This window comes from Georgenia muralis, from assembly GCF_003814705.1.
Lineage (GTDB): Bacteria > Actinomycetota > Actinomycetes > Actinomycetales > Actinomycetaceae > Georgenia > Georgenia muralis.
This window is the reverse complement of sequence record NZ_RKRA01000001.1, coordinates 3152289-3165954: the sequence shown is the minus strand read 5'-3', so window position 1 is coordinate 3165954 and position 13666 is coordinate 3152289. Positions and strand designations below refer to the sequence as shown.

At 73.1% G+C, this 13666-nt stretch carries 12 protein-coding genes and 2 pseudogenes; 3 read left to right on the top strand and 11 right to left on the bottom strand.

Features of this window, described 5'->3' with window-relative positions; genetic code table 11:
• Window positions 1–3: 3 nt before the first annotated feature.
• Window positions 4–1623 carry a xylulokinase gene (locus tag EDD32_RS14240; RefSeq protein ID WP_123918483.1) on the bottom strand — a complete coding sequence of 540 codons (1620 nt, stop codon included), beginning with the start codon at window positions 1621–1623 and terminating at the stop codon, window positions 4–6.
• Window positions 1624–1768: 145 nt separating this feature from the next.
• Here EDD32_RS14240 and EDD32_RS14235 point away from each other — a divergent pair, with 145 nt between their 5' ends.
• The 3 genes and pseudogenes from EDD32_RS14235 to nhaA all read left to right on the top strand — a co-directional run bounded on the left by EDD32_RS14235 (window position 1769) and on the right by nhaA (window position 4553).
• Window positions 1769–2290 carry a DUF421 domain-containing protein gene (locus EDD32_RS14235; RefSeq protein WP_123918481.1) on the top strand — a complete coding sequence of 174 codons (522 nt, stop codon included), beginning with the start codon at window positions 1769–1771 and terminating at the stop codon, window positions 2288–2290.
• 5 nt (window positions 2291–2295) lie between these two features.
• Window positions 2296–2637 carry a histone-like nucleoid-structuring protein Lsr2 gene (locus tag EDD32_RS14230; protein WP_123918479.1) on the top strand — a complete coding sequence of 114 codons (342 nt, stop codon included), beginning with the start codon at window positions 2296–2298 and terminating at the stop codon, window positions 2635–2637.
• Between the two features lie 27 nt (window positions 2638–2664).
• A pseudogene (gene nhaA, locus EDD32_RS20140) lies at window positions 2665–4553 on the top strand (Na+/H+ antiporter NhaA).
• A 91-nt stretch (window positions 4554–4644) separates the two neighbouring features.
• On the opposite strand, the gene EDD32_RS14220 reads toward nhaA, so the two are convergent.
• The 10 genes and pseudogenes from EDD32_RS14220 to EDD32_RS14180 all read right to left on the bottom strand — a co-directional run bounded on the left by EDD32_RS14220 (window position 4645) and on the right by EDD32_RS14180 (window position 13654).
• Entirely contained in the window at window positions 4645–5436 is a 792-nt protein-coding gene (locus tag EDD32_RS14220) for an ABC transporter ATP-binding protein (protein ID WP_123918477.1), read from the bottom strand.
• Complete coding sequence (locus tag EDD32_RS14215; protein ID WP_123918475.1) at window positions 5436–6338, bottom strand: ABC transporter permease; 903 nt, start codon at window positions 6336–6338, stop codon at window positions 5436–5438. Before EDD32_RS14215 ends, EDD32_RS14220 begins: the two co-directional genes overlap by 1 nt.
• Window positions 6338–7339, bottom strand: coding sequence for an ABC transporter substrate-binding protein (locus EDD32_RS14210; RefSeq protein ID WP_342771410.1), 1002 nt, complete (start codon window positions 7337–7339; stop codon window positions 6338–6340). The genes EDD32_RS14215 and EDD32_RS14210 overlap by 1 nt, the downstream gene beginning before the upstream one ends.
• 428 nt (window positions 7340–7767) lie before the next feature.
• Window positions 7768–8547, bottom strand: a complete 780-nt coding sequence (locus EDD32_RS14205) for a maleylpyruvate isomerase family mycothiol-dependent enzyme (RefSeq protein WP_123918473.1) — start codon at window positions 8545–8547, stop codon at window positions 7768–7770.
• Window positions 8544–9407 (bottom strand): fumarylacetoacetate hydrolase family protein, encoded by an 864-nt coding sequence (locus EDD32_RS14200; protein ID WP_123918471.1) that lies wholly within the window; start codon window positions 9405–9407, stop codon window positions 8544–8546. The genes EDD32_RS14205 and EDD32_RS14200 overlap by 4 nt, the downstream gene beginning before the upstream one ends.
• Window positions 9404–10471 (bottom strand): cupin domain-containing protein, encoded by a 1068-nt coding sequence (locus tag EDD32_RS14195; protein WP_123920566.1) that lies wholly within the window; start codon window positions 10469–10471, stop codon window positions 9404–9406. The genes EDD32_RS14200 and EDD32_RS14195 overlap by 4 nt, the downstream gene beginning before the upstream one ends.
• Before the next feature lie 62 nt (window positions 10472–10533).
• Window positions 10534–10785, bottom strand: coding sequence for a hypothetical protein (locus EDD32_RS19220; protein ID WP_211338839.1), 252 nt, complete (start codon window positions 10783–10785; stop codon window positions 10534–10536).
• 77 nt (window positions 10786–10862) lie between these two features.
• Window positions 10863–11216 (bottom strand): annotated as a pseudogene (locus EDD32_RS20030) (FAD-dependent monooxygenase); the annotation flags it as partial.
• Between the two features lie 135 nt (window positions 11217–11351).
• The gene (locus EDD32_RS14185) at window positions 11352–12428 is read right to left on the bottom strand and encodes a 2,3-butanediol dehydrogenase (RefSeq protein ID WP_123918469.1); all 1077 of its coding nucleotides are present in this window, start codon (window positions 12426–12428) and stop codon (window positions 11352–11354) included.
• Between the two features lie 449 nt (window positions 12429–12877).
• Complete coding sequence (locus tag EDD32_RS14180) at window positions 12878–13654, bottom strand: RNase H family protein (protein ID WP_123918467.1); 777 nt, start codon at window positions 13652–13654, stop codon at window positions 12878–12880.
• Window positions 13655–13666: the final 12 nt, after the last annotated feature.

Sequence of the window (13666 nt, the reverse complement as noted above, 5' to 3'; positions counted from 1 at the left end):
CGGTCAGTGGACCGCCTCGACGGCGGCCCGCTCGATGGCCAGGCCGGCGGTGTAGCGCTCGAGGTACGCGGCGTACCCGGTCACGTCGTCGGCGTCCGGCTCGACGACGTCGAGCGTGACGTCCGCGAAGACCTCCTCCGCCAGCCACGTCGCCAGGTCCCGATCCCCCGCGCTGCCGTTGGCGACCGCCCGGCGATAGGCGGCGAGCACGGCGATCCCCCACGCGCCGCCCTCGCCCGCCGTGGTGCCGACGGCGACCGGCGCACCCGTCGCCGCTGCGAGCAGGCGCTGCGCCACCCCCGCGGTCCGGAACAGGCCGCCGTGCGCGAACATCGAGTCGACGGCCACCCCCTCCTCCTCCAGCACCCGCATCCCCAGGCTGAGGGTGGCGAAGACGCCGAGGACCTGGGTCCGCGCGAAGTTGGCGAGCGTGAGGCGCGAGCCCGGGGTGCGGACGAAGAGCGGCCGCCCCTCCTCGAGCCCCGTGATGGGCTCGCCCGAGAGGTAGTTGTAGGCGAGCAGGCCACCGCCGTCCGCCTCACCCTCCAGGGCGCTGCGCAGCAGGGCGCCGAACACCTCGGCCGGCTCGGCGGGGTGGCCCAGCGCCGCGGCCAGCTCGCCGAGCAGCCCGGCCCAGGCGCCGAGCTCGCTCGCCCCGTTGTTGCAGTGGACCATCGCCACCGGGTCGCCCGCCGGCGTGGTGACGACGTCGATCTCGTGGTGCACGCGCTCCAGCGCCCTCTCCAGCACGACCATCGCGAAGATGCTCGTGCCCGCGCTGACGTTGCCGGTGCGCGGGGCCACCGCGTTGGTCGCCACCATCCCGGTGCCCGCGTCGCCCTCGGGCGGGCAGAGCGGCACCCCGGCGCGCAGGGTGCCGCTGGGGTCGAGGAGTGCGGCCCCCTCCTCGCTCAGGGTGCCGGCGTCGCCACCCGCGGGCAGGACCCGCGGCAGCACGTCGACGAGACGGACGTCCGCGCCGTGCGAGGAGAGGAGCCCGTCCACCGTGGCGAGCATCCCGGCGTCGTAGTCACCGGTGGCGGGGTCGATCGGGAACATGCCCGACGCGTCACCCACGCCCAGCACCTTCTCGCCCGTCAGCCGCCAGTGCACGTAGCCGGCGAGCGTGGTGAGAAACCGGATCTGCGGCACGTGCGGCTCGTCGTCGAGAACGGCCTGGTACAGGTGGGCGACGGACCAGCGCAGGGGCACGTTGAAGGCCAGCGCGTCCGTGAGCTCGGCGGCCGCGGCCCCGGTGCTCGTGTTGCGCCACGTGCGGAAGGGCACGAGGAGCTCACCGCCCTCGTCGAGCGCGAGGTAGCCGTGCATCATCGCCGAGACGCCGACCGCCCCCACCGTGGCGGGGCGGACGCCGTGGCGCTGCTCGGCGTCGGCGAGCACCGCCGCCACGGCCGCCTGCACCCCGGCCCACACCGCGTCGAGGGAGTACGTCCACACCCGGTCGACGAACTCGTTCTCCCACGCGTGGCTCCCGCTGGCGAGCGGGGCCTGGTCGGGCCCGATCAGCGACGCCTTGATGTTCGTCGAGCCCAGCTCGATCCCCAGCGCCGTGCGTCCCTCGGTCAGCGCGGCACGGATCTGTGCCTCGTCCTGGTGCTCCATCGCAGTGCTCCGTTCTCGCCCGGCGTCGTCGCGGGCGTCGTCCTGTCCGGGTCCGGAGCCAGGTTAGCGCTCACATCGGGGCGTTCCCGTGACACAGGGCCCGGAGGTGACCGCACGTCGCTCGCGACCCTGGGAGGCTGGCCGCATGTGGTTCGACTCGTGGTCCGACCTCCTCCGCATCGCCGTCGTCGGCACGGCCGCCTACGTCACGGTCGTCGTCGTGCTCCGCGTCGCCGGGAAACGAGCGCTGGCCAAGCTCAACGCCTTCGACCTCGTCGTCACCGTGGCGCTCGGGTCGACCCTGGCCACCATCCTGCTCAGCTCAGACATCTCGTGGAGCGAGGGCGCGCTGGCACTCGGCGTCCTCGCGGTCCTGCAGCTGGCCGTGACGTGGACGTCGTCCCGGCGCCCGCACCTGCGCTCCGCCGTGACGTCGGGGCCCACCCTGGTGCTGCGCGACGGCGAGCCGCTGCCGGCGGTGCGCGAGCAGCGCCTCACCGTCGAGGAGCTGCGTCAGGCCGTGCGGAGCACCGGCCTCGGCTCGATGGCCGACGTGGCCGCGATCGTCCTCGAGAGCGACGGCACCCTCAGCGTCATCCCGGCCGACAAGCTCGGTGACGCAAGCGCCCTCTCCGGCCTCGACGGGCCACCGAGCAGGCTAGGTTGACGACCATGGCGACGAAGACGATCACCGAGCTGGTCTCCGACCTCTCCGGCCGGCCCGTCGAGCGCGGCAGGGGCCGGTCGGTCGACTTCTCCTACGAGGGCGTGCTCTACCGGGTCGACCTGACCAGCGACGAGGTCGCCGCCTTCGAGAAGGCGCTCGCGCCCTACCTCGCGGCCGCCCGGAAGGTGGGCTCCCAGCACCGCCGGACGTCGGCGTCGAGCACCACGAAGCGGGGGTTCGACCCCGCCGCCGTCCGCGCGTGGGCGGTGGGCCAGGGCATCACCGTCAGCCCACGCGGACGCATCAGCGCCGACGTGGTCGAGAGGTACCGCGCGGCAGGCAACTGACCGCCCCGTCCGGCCACCACCACCGCCATGCCTGCCGATCCACCACCGGCACGGGTGCAGACCCGGGCGGGTCGGCGCGCCCTCCTCGCCCAGCTGTCGGCACCAGCCCGGCGGTTCCTCAGCACGGAGGCCGGGAGCGCAGGGCTGCTGCTGGCGGCCACCGTGGTCGCCCTGGCCTGGGCGAACTCGCCGTGGTCCGACGCCTACCTCTCGTTCTGGGCGGTCGAGGCGGGCGTCTCGGTGGCCGGCTGGGAGCTGTCGACGGATCTGGGCCACTGGGTCAACGACGGCCTCATGGCGCTGTTCTTCTTCGTCATCGGCCTGGAGGTCCGGCGCGAGCTCTCGGTCGGTGAGCTCACCGACCTCCGGCGCACCGCCGTCCCGGTGGCCGCCGCCCTGGGCGGCCTGGCCGTCCCGGCGCTGCTCTTCCTCGCGCTGGCACCGGGTGGTGACGCGGCCCGCGGGTGGGGCGTGGTGATCGGGACCGACACGGCCTTCATGCTCGGCGCCCTGGCCGTGGTGGGCCCCACGTTCGCCACCCAGCTGCGGGTCTTCCTCCTCACCCTGACGGTCATCGACGACATCGTCGCCGTCAGCGTCATCGGCGTGTTCTACACCGAGTCCCTCGACGTGGCCGCACTCGTCGCCATGGCGGCCCTGGGGACGCTGCTGGCGGTGTTCAGCCGGCTCGGCGTGTGGCGGGCGGCACCGTACGCCGCGGTCGGCCTCGCGCTGTGGGTGGCCGCCGTCCAGGCGGGTCTCCACGCCTCGATCGCCGGCATGCTCGGCGGCCTGCTGGTGGCGGCCCACCCGCCCGCACGCGACCTGGTCGAGGGAGCGGCGGTGCGGTTCCGCCGTTCCGCCAGTCTCCCGACGTCGTGGTCGGCCGGTCCGCGCGCCTGGGCCTGGTCCGCGCCGTGTCGGTCAACGAGCGGCTCCAGACCACCCTGCACCCCTGGGCCGGCTACGTCGTGGTGCCCCTGTTCGCCCTGGCCAACGCCGGGGTCGACCTGCGCGACGGCGTGCTCGTCGAGGCGCTCTCGTCCCGCCTCACGTGGGCGGTGGTGGTCGCGCTCGTCGTCGGCAAGCTTCTCGGTGTGGGCCTGACGACGCGGGCTGCGGTGCGAGCCGGTCTGGGCCGGCTGCCCGCCGGGGTCGGGTTCGGGCACGTCCTCGGCGGCGCGGCGCTGTCGGGGATCGGCTTCACCGTCGCCCTCCTCATCGCCGGTCTCGCCTTCGACGACCCGGCGCTGCGTGACCAGGCCACGGTCGGCGTCCTCATCGCCGCCGTGGTCGGGACCGCGCTCGGCTGGGCGGTCTTCCGTGCCGCCGCCGTCTTCCGCGGCCAGACCGACGCGGACCTCCCCCGGTTCCTCGACCGGCCGGTGGACCCGGCCCGCGACCAGATCCGTGGCCCCGTCGACGCACCCCTCACGCTGGTCGAGTACGGCGACTTCGAGTGCCCGTTCTGCGCCCGCGCCACCGGGGTGACCGACGAGCTCCGGGAGCGCCTGGGCGACGACCTCCGCTACGTCTTCCGCCACCTTCCGCTCGTCGACGTGCACCCCCGGGCCGAGCGGGCCGCCCGCGCCGCGGTCGCCGCGCAGCGGCAGGGCCGCTTCTGGGAGATGCACGACCTGCTGTTCTCGCACCAGGACCAGCTCGACGTCGCCGACCTCGCCGGGTATGCCCGGGACCTCGGCCTGGACGTCGAGGCCTTCCTGCGTGACCTGGACGACGAGGACACCGCTGCCCTGGTCCGCGCGGACGTGGCGAGCGCGGAGGCCAGCGGGGCGCGCGGCACGCCCACCTTCTTCGTCGGGGAGGCCCGGCACACGGGCCCCCACGACACAGAGTCCCTGGCCCGGGCGCTGGAGGCGTCACGACGGGCCGCCGGTGGGCCCCGTGGTCGGTAGGTTCCCGTCCGGCCCCCGGGCTCGGACCCGGGTCCGACCGGACGCCGGGCGACGTGCGGTCCAGGTCCTTCTCGGGCGCCGTGGAACCGTGCTACTGCAGGAGGGTGCGGTCGTCGAGACCGCCGCCCTTGATCTTCTCGAACTCGGCCAGCAGGTCGGCCGGGCTCATGCGCGACTTCCGGGCGTCGTCGACGTCGAGGATGATGCGGCCCTCGTGCATCATGATGAGCCGCGTGCCCATGCTCAGGGCCTGCTCCATGTTGTGCGTGACCATGAGCGTCGTCAGCCGGTGGCGCTCGACGAGCTCGGCGGTGAGCCGGGAGATCAGGGCTGCGCGCTGCGGGTCGAGAGCTGCCGTGTGCTCGTCCAGCAGCAGGATGCGCGGCTCGGAGAAGGTCGCCATGAGCAGCGAGAGGGCCTGGCGCTGACCGCCGGAGAGCAGACCGACCTTCGCCCGCAGCCGGTTCTCCAGACCGAGCTCGAGGCTGGCGAGGTCCTCGCGGAACCGTTCCCGCTTCGCGCCCGTCACCCCGCGCCGCAGGCCGCGCCGGCGGCCACGCTCGAACGCGATCGCGAGGTTCTCCTCGATCGTCATGTGCGGGGCCGTCCCGGCCATCGGGTCCTGGAAGACCCGGCCGATGTAGCGGGCACGCTGGAAGTCGGCGAGCCGGGTGACGTCCCGCTCGTCGATCCGCACCCTCCCCGCCTCCGGCCGGAGCTTGCCGGAGACGACGTTGAGCAGCGTCGACTTCCCCGCACCGTTGGACCCGATGACGGTGACGAACTCGCCCTCGAAGAGCCGGAGCTCCACCTCCCGCAGCGCGACCCGCTCGTTCACGCTGCCCGGGAAGAAGGTCTGGGTGACGCCGTCGACGTGGAGCATCAGGCCTCCGCCCCTGCGGTCACGTCCCGCACCCGCCGGGCCGGCTTGAACCGCCGCAGCACCGACCAGCGCGGCAGGACGAGGGCGAGGACGACGAGCACGGCCGAGATGAGCTTCATGTCGTTGGGGTTCAGGCCCGCGCCGAGGGCCACCTGGATGACCACGCGGTAGAGCACCGAGCCGACGACGACGGCGAGCGTGGCGACGACGATGACGCGCTGGCCCACGATCGCCTGGCCGATGATGACCGACGCGAGACCGGCGACGATCAGGCCGATCCCCATGCCGACGTCGGCGAAGCCCTGGTACTGCGCGATGAGCGCCCCGCACACCGCGACGAGGCCGTTGGACAGCGCCAGCCCGAGCACCTTCATGAAGTCCGTGGAGACACCGAAGGACCGGATCATCTCCTCGTTGTCGCCCGTGGCCTGCATGGCCAGGCCGGTGTCGGTGTGGAGGAACCAGTCGAGCACGAGCTTGAGGGCAAGGGCGCCGACGGTGAAGATGCCGACGGCGACCGCGGTGCCGAGCAGGGCCGAGTCCCGCAGCGGGGTGAACAGCGTCTCCTCGCGCAGCAGCGGCAAGTTGGCCTTGCCGCCCATGATCCGCAGGTTGATCGAGTACAGCCCGATCTGGGTGAGGATGCCGGCGAGGAGGCCGTTGATCCTGCCCTTGGTGTGCAGGACGCCGGTGATGACCCCGGCGGCCAGTCCGGTCACGCCCGCCGCCGCCGTCGCGAGCAGCGGCGGGGTGCCGGAGATGATGAGCATGGCCGCCGTCGCACCGCCCGTGGTGAACGACCCGTCGACCGTGAGGTCGGGGAAGTCGAGAATCCGGAAGGTGAGATAGACCCCCAGCGCCATGACGGCGTAGAGGAGGCCCAGCTCGACGGCGACGACCACTACTCGACGACCGTGTCAGCGCGGTCGAGGACCGCCTGCGGGATGCTCACGCCCATGCGCTCGGCCGCGCCGCTGTTGACGACGAGGGTGAGCTCCTCGAGCGTCTCCACCGGCATCTCGGCCGGGTCGGCGCCCTCGGTGAGGATCTGGACCGCCATGAGCCCGGTCTGGTAGCCGAGCTTGTCGTAGTCGATGCCGTAGGTGGCCAGGCCGCCGCGCTCCACACTGTCGGACTCGCCGACGACGAGGGGCACCTGGCGCTGCTCGGCGACGGCGATCACGGACTCGAGCGCCGAGACGACGGCGTTGTCGGTGGGGATGTAGAACGCGTCGACCTCGAGGGACTGGGCGGCCTGCTGGACCTCGGCGGAGGTGCTCACGGTGGCCTCCTCGATCGTCAGGCCGAGCTCGTCGGCCGCCTCCTTGGCGAGCTCGACCTGCACCTCGGAGTTGACCTCGCCGGAGCTGTAGACGATGCCGACCGTCTCGGCGTCGGGCGCGATCTCGACCAGCAGCTCGAGCTGTTCACGGACCGGGTTGAGGTCCGAGGTGCCGGTGAGGTTCCCGCCGGGCGCCTCCCAGCTGTCCACCAGCCCGGCCTCCGCCGGCTCGGTGACGGCGGTGAAGAGCACGGGGACGTCGGTGATCGCCTGCGCCGCGGCCTGCGCCGTGGGTGTGGCGATGGCCAGGACGAGGTCCTTCCCGCCCGTGGCGAACGTGTTGGCGATGGATGTGGCGGTGGACTGGTCACCCTGGGCGTTCTGCTCGTCGTACGTGGCCTCGACCCCGTTCTCCGCGAGCGCGCGCTTGAAGCCCTCCCGCGCGGCGTCGAGGGACGGGTGGGAGACGATCTGGGTGATGCCGATCTCGACGGTCTCTGCGGCGGCGCCGGTGGCGTCCGTGCCGCCGCCGGCGGGCGCGTCGTCGTCGGTCGAGCCGCAGCCGGCGAGGAGGAGGGCGGAGGCGGCGAGGGCGCCGAGCAGGCGCGCGGGGCGCATCATGGTGGGGTCCTTTCGGCGGGGCCGGGACGGCAGGGCGGTCCGTCACCGCGCAGGCTAGACGCTTGCCCACCATCCGGGCGATCCCTTCTCGCCTGGTGGCACGACGCCGCTCCGGGACTGCGACGAGAGGGTGATCAGCGCCGTCGGGGACGTGTGCCGCAGCACTGTCGGGAAGACCAACTCCGCGCTCGGAGATGCGGCACCGACGTCCGATCCACGCACGCCTGTTGGCAGACCGATCAGGAGCGGGCGGAGCGAGCACCGCCTTCGCCAGACCTGACGCCATGTTCGGACTACGGACAACCTGCAGAACACATGTCCCGGACGGCTCGGGCGCCGGGCGGACGAGAGCCGCCACCATCACGCCTCCCGCGCACGGAGGACGGCGGCCCGGCCGGCGCGCGATCACGCCGGCCGGACGGGCGCCATCAGAGCCAGCGGGGCACGGCGGGGACGGTGCCCGTGCTGGACGTCAGGCGCCGCTCGCCCCGCCCCGTCAGCCAGCGGACGAGGTCGGCGGTGGTGCCCGAGACGGTCGGGCCGTCGGCACCGACGGCGTGCGTCGCCGACCGGTCGGTCGGGGCCAGGACGAGGTCGACCTCCTCGCCCCTGCGGGCCCAGCTCCGCAGCACGTCCGCCACGAGCTCGTCGAGCATCTCCGGCGGGAGGTCGAGGTAGGACCCGCCGTTGTCGAGGTCGACGGCGTGGACCCAAACCTCGCGGGCCCGCATCCACGCCGTCTCCCGGGCCGGGACGGTCCGCCCCTGCGCGGTCACCACCTCGGCGTCCCACGCCTGCGCACGGAGGTCACGCCACTCCACGTTGAGGTGGACCTCGGAGTGGGCGAAGAGGTTGCGCAGGGCCCGGGCCGGCAGGGTGGAGCCTCGCTCGATCTCGGCGTTGCGCTGCTCGGGCGAGGCGTACATCGGCGTCTCGACACCGCTCGCCGCCCACTCGGTGAGCCGCGTCAGCGCCCGGGCGTTGTAGCCCACGTGCGCGACCAGCGCGCGCCGGCTCCACCCGGGCAGCAGGCTCGGCTCGTCGAGCTGGTCGTCGCTGAGCTCGTTGAGCTTGCGCGCGAAGTAGGCGGTGCCGCGCCGGGCCCACCCGAGCTCACGCGCCGGGGCGGCCGGGTCGTCGTAGCGCGCCCCCGCACCCAGGCGCTCGCGCAGGGCGGCGCGGGCCTCCTCCTCCGTCGTCGTGCTCATGCCCGCACCACGTCCGGCTCCCGCGCCGCAGCGGCGTCGAGCTGCTCGGCCACCGCGACGTTCACGAGCTCGCCGATGCCGTCGATCCTCGTCGTGAGGGTCTGGCCGGCGGTGATGTACCGGCCCGACCTCCGCGCGTGGCCCACCCCGCCCGGGGTGCCGGTGGCGATGACGTCACCCGGGTTGAGGGTGAAGATCGTGGAGATGTACCGCACCAGCTCGACCGCGGAGAAGACGAGGTCGTCGACCGGGGTGCGCTGGACCTCCTCGCCGTCCAGGAGGGTGACGAGCTGGGCGCCGTCGGGCATCTCGTCGGGGGTGACGAGGACCGGGCCGAGGGGGGTCGAGCGCTCCCAGGTCTTGCCCTGGAACCACTGCGGGCTGCGGTACTGGTAGTCGCGCATGGTGACGTCGTTGAGCACCGAGTACCCGGCGATGGCGGCCGCCGCCTGCTCGGCGTCGGCGCGTCGGACCGTCCTGCCGATGACGACGGCGAGCTCGCCCTCCCAGTCCACCTTGTCCGACTCCGGCGGCAGCTGGATCTCGTCCCGGGGGCCGACGAGCGCGTCCGGGTACTTGGCGAACAGGGTCGGGTGCTCGGGCAGCTCCCGGCCCATCTTGAGGATGTGGTTGCGGTAGTTCAGCCCGACGCACACGATCTTGGCGGGCGCGACGACCACGGGCGCCAGCTCGGCCGAGGCCAGGTCGTGCGTGGCGCCGGTGGCGGTCGCGACGGCGCCGAGGTCACCGCGGCGCAGGAGGTCGCCGACGTCGGCGAAGCCGAGCTCGACGGCGGTGTCGCCGTCGACGCGGGCGGCGACCGTCGCGCCGCCGGCCAGGCGGATGGTGGTGAGCTTCATCGGTTGCCTCCGTCGACGTGCACACGGTCGAAGTGCAGACGCTCCATGATCGGCGCGTCCGAGAAACGGAACAGGTCGAACAGCGTGTCCGCCTGCAGGGACCACGGCACCCAGGAGGGCACCACGAACAGGTCGCCGACCTCGAGCCGGTGCTCGGTGCCGCCCAGGACCACGGAGCCGGAGCCCTCGAAGACCTGGAACACCGTCGAGCCGACCTCGCGGCGGGCGGGGGTCGCGGTGCCGGCGCGGAGCCGGTGGAACTCCGCCCGGATGGTGGGCATGACGTCGCCGCCGGTGGTGGGGTTGACGTAGCGCACGGCGGCGTGGCCCTGCTCGACGGTGGCCGGCTGGCCCTCGTCCTCGAGCAGGAGCTGCTCGGTCAGGGCCCGGTCGGTGTGCTCCCACCGGTAGGCACCGATCGGGGAGGAGACGGTGTCCTGCAGACCCGAGAGCGGACGCAGGCCCGGGTGGGTCCACAGCCGCTCGCCGCGCGAGAAGTTCGGTGTGGCGTAGTCGGTGACCCGCTCCGAGCCGAACTCGAAGAAGCCCACGTCGTTGGCGGAGGAGAACGGGATGTCGAGGCCGTCGATCCAGGCCATCGGCTGGTCGGTCTCGTTGTGGTGGCCGTGGAAGTTCCAGCCCGGGGTGAGCAGCAGGTCGCCGCGCGACATGCGCACCGGGTCGCCGTTGACGACCGTCCAGACCCCCTCGCCCTCGACGACGAAGCGGAAGGCGTTCTGGGAGTGGCGGTGCTCCGGCGCGGTCTCCTTCGGCCCGAGGTACTGGATCGCGCACCACAGCGTCGGGGAGATGTAGGTGTTGCCGCCCAGGCCGGGCTTGGCCAGGCCGATCGCGCGCCGCTCGCCGCCGCGCCCCACGGGGACGAGGTCGCCGGAGCGCTGCGCGAGCGGGTACAGCGTGGACCACTTCCACACGTGCGGCACGGCCTTGGGGGCCGGCTCCATCGGCATGAGGTCGTCGAGCTGGGTCCACAGCGGGTGGAGGTGCTCGGCGTCGAGGTCCCGGTACAGCTGGGTCAGCTCGGGGCTGTCGCCCTGCGTCATCGCGTTCTCGACGGATCCGTGGGCGATCGGCTGGTCGGTGGTGGTCAAGAGTGGGCTCCTTCTCAGGCGTGGGCGGTCGTGACGGGGGCGGGCATGGCGGGGGCGGGCGTGGCGGGGACGGGCGGGACGGCCAACGACGCCGGCGCGGCGTCGTCAACGACCGCCGCGTGGTCGGCGCGGACCGGGCCGTACAGCCAGTCCACGAGGCTGTAGTCGTAGACGTCCCGGGACCGGAACGCCTGGTCGCGCAGGATCGTCGCCACGTGGTCGTCAACGTGCCAGATGTCGCCCCACACGCGCGCGGTGGTCTGCACGTTCCCGGCTGCGCCACCCTCTGGTCCTCGTACTGCGCGAGGGCGGCGCCGACCGCCTCGCTCGACCAGGCGCCGTCGCCCAGCCCCGGCAGGGCCTCGGCGAGGGCGGCGCCGTCGAGCAGCGACTGCCCGGCGCCCTGGGCGAGGTACTGGAGCATCGCGTGCGCGGCGTCGCCCAGGAGGGAGACCCGGCCCTTCGTCCAGGTGCCGAGCGGCTCACGGTCGGCCATGGGCCAGCGGTGGACGCGCCCGAGCGCCGGGATGGCCACGCGCACCTGCTCGCACATGCGGGCGTAGGTGCGGTCGAGCTCCTCCGGCGTGCCCCAGTCCGCCCTGCCCTCGAGGAACTCCTGGCTGCGGAAGACGGCGACCTGGTTGTAGAGCTTGCCGGCGCGCACGGGGTACTGGACCAGGTGCAGGCCGGGGCCCATCCACACCACGACGTCGTCCATGTCCATCCGGCGGTCGACGTCCACCATGCTGGAGATCTGCGCCCGGATCCGGGCGGAGATCTGGCTCGGCGAGGCGGCCCGGTAGGATCCTGCGCCGCTACCGGCCGCGCCGGCTCAGAGCCCCTTCCCGGACGGGGAGACGAGGATCTTCACGGCGGTCTCGTTGTGGTGGATGAGCGTCTCGAACCCCTTGTCGACGATGTCGTCAAGACCGATCTTGCCGGTGATGAACGGCTTGAGGTCGATCGTGCCCGACTCCACGAGCGCGATGGTGTCGGGGTGGTTGTTGACGTAGGCGATCGAGCCGCGCACGTCGATCTCCTTCATGACCAGCTGGAAGAGGTCGACGGACGCCGGCTTGCTCCAGATGGACACCACCTGCAGGACGCCGGTGGGGCGCAGCGCGTTCATGAGGGTGTCGAGCACCGGCTGGGCGCTGGTGGCCTCGATGGCCACGTCGGCGCCGCGACCACCGGTCAGCCGCTTGACCTCCTCGACCACGTCGACCTGGGTGGGGTCGAACGCGTGGTCGGCGACGCCCGTGTCGAGGGCACGCTGCCGGCGCAGCTCGCTGAGCTCGGTCACCGCCACCGTGGCGCCCTTCGCCTTGAGCACCGCGGCCGTCAGTAGACCGATCGGGCCGGCGCCGCCGACGAGCACGAAGTCCCCGGCCTTCGCACCCGACCGGTCCACCGCGTGGTACCCCACGGACAGCGGCTCGAGCAGCGCCGCCTCGTCGAGCGGCACGGCGCTGTCGATCGGGTGGACCCACCGGCGTTTGACGGAGACCTTCTCGCCCAGGCCGCCGCCGTTGCCGGACAGCCCGATGAAACCCATGTCCGCCGAGACGTGGTAGTCCCTGCTCCGCGGTCCGGTGTCGACGTCGTCGCGGATGATGTACGGCTCCACGACGACGTGCTGGCCCACCTCGATGTCGTCCACGCCCTCGCCCAGGGCGTAGACCACGCCCGAGAACTCGTGCCCCAGCGTGATCGGCGCCGACTCGCCCGAGAGCGGGTGCGGGTGGCCGGGCGCCGGCACGAAGATCGGGCCCTCGAGGTACTCGTGGAGGTCGGAACCGCAGATGCCGCACCACGCGACGTCGATGCCGACCTCGCCGGGCCTCACCTCCGGCTCCGGCAGCTCCTCGATCCGGATGTCCCCTCGGCCGTGGTACCGGGCAGCGCGCATGTGGAGTCCCTTCACCTGGAACGCCGCAGCGGTGCGGGCCACGTCGTCACGAGGACCCGTGCAGCTCGGCGTCCGTCTCTGCTGTGTCTTCCGACCGTACTCCCCGGCGCCCGGGAGCAGTGAGCACGGGGAGGCAGGAGCACGCCGTCCGCGCGACGGCTACGGTCGCTCCTCAGCTCGATCCAGGCGGCAACCGGGCCACGGAGCGCAGGTGCCTTGGCCTCGAGGTCGCTCTCGTCGAGGAAACGCGCGACCCTGGGACACCGCCCCCTCGCCCTCGAGCAGCCCGGTCGGGTCAGGGAGTGCGGCCCCCGGTGTGGAACATGAGGGACACGTGCTGCGTCGACCGGGGGGTAGAAGGACGCCACATTGCCCTCCCTCTGCCGGGACTGTCGCCGAGGTCGTCGTGCGGGGGCGACCGCGACCGCCCCTGCCGGTCGGTGACTCGGTCAGGAGCTCTCCTGGTGCGCGGCCTCCAGCGCACTCCGGGTCGCCGCGACGATGAACTCGTCGCCGCTGTCGGCCAGCCCGAACCTGGCGCGGCCGGCCCGCTTCGCGATGGTGGTCAGGAGCGGCTCGACGAGGGCGAGGTCCTCCGGGCGCTGCCCGTCGCGCTGCTTCCAGCCGTTGCGATGCCAGGTGGGCCCCCACACCGTCGCGACCTTCACGAGGTGCTCGGAGTCGGTCCTGATGAGGAGATGGGCCTCTGACGGCGCGTGGTCCAGCAGGTGAAGGACGGCGAGCAGCTCGCCCTCCTTCTCCGTCGCGTACGGCATCGCGCCGGTCGTGGTGACCCTGGTGCGCTGGTTCATGTAGGCCCAGCCGGTCGGCCCCGGGTCCGGGTCGGCGACGGCGCGAACCGCGATCACCGCGTCGAAGGTCGTGCCGGCTGCCGGCGCGGTGGCGGGCGGACGGGTGGCCCTCGGGGGGGTGGCAGGGGAGCGGCGCTTGGCAGGCGTCCTGGACGGACGGGCGGCCGGGACGGCCGGTGCCTCCTGGAGGCGCCGCGCCAGGGGCTCGAGGAGCGGGAGGACCTCCGCGGTCTGCCACCGGAGGAACGGCCGGCCGAGCGGCGAGACGTCCGGCGCCGCGAGCCCCCGCGACAGCGCGTCGGGGGTGGCCTCCCGGCCCACCTTCAGTCCAGCACTGATGAGCAGCTCCCCCGCGGCCTGGGTATCGACCCCGAGACGCCGGCCGAGCTCCTCCTGGGTGGCCCAGGTCTCCACGATCCGCTCCTT

Bases quoted from the DNA above. Each gene is read 5' to 3' on its own strand.
- EDD32_RS14240 (WP_123918483.1), bottom strand. From the start codon at position 1,623: ATGGAGCACCAGGACGAGGCACAGATCCGTGCCGCGCTGACCGAGGGA.
- EDD32_RS14235 (WP_123918481.1), top strand. From the start codon at position 1,769: ATGTGGTTCGACTCGTGGTCCGACCTCCTCCGCATCGCCGTCGTCGGC.
- EDD32_RS14230 (WP_123918479.1), top strand. From the start codon at position 2,296: ATGGCGACGAAGACGATCACCGAGCTGGTCTCCGACCTCTCCGGCCGG.
- EDD32_RS14220 (WP_123918477.1), bottom strand. From the start codon at position 5,436: ATGCTCCACGTCGACGGCGTCACCCAGACCTTCTTCCCGGGCAGCGTG.
- EDD32_RS14210 (WP_342771410.1), bottom strand. From the start codon at position 7,339: ATGATGCGCCCCGCGCGCCTGCTCGGCGCCCTCGCCGCCTCCGCCCTC.
- EDD32_RS14205 (WP_123918473.1), bottom strand. From the start codon at position 8,547: ATGAGCACGACGACGGAGGAGGAGGCCCGCGCCGCCCTGCGCGAGCGC.
- EDD32_RS14200 (WP_123918471.1), bottom strand. From the start codon at position 9,407: ATGAAGCTCACCACCATCCGCCTGGCCGGCGGCGCGACGGTCGCCGCC.
- EDD32_RS14195 (WP_123920566.1), bottom strand. From the start codon at position 10,471: ATGACGCAGGGCGACAGCCCCGAGCTGACCCAGCTGTACCGGGACCTC.
- EDD32_RS14185 (WP_123918469.1), bottom strand. From the start codon at position 12,428: ATGCGCGCTGCCCGGTACCACGGCCGAGGGGACATCCGGATCGAGGAG.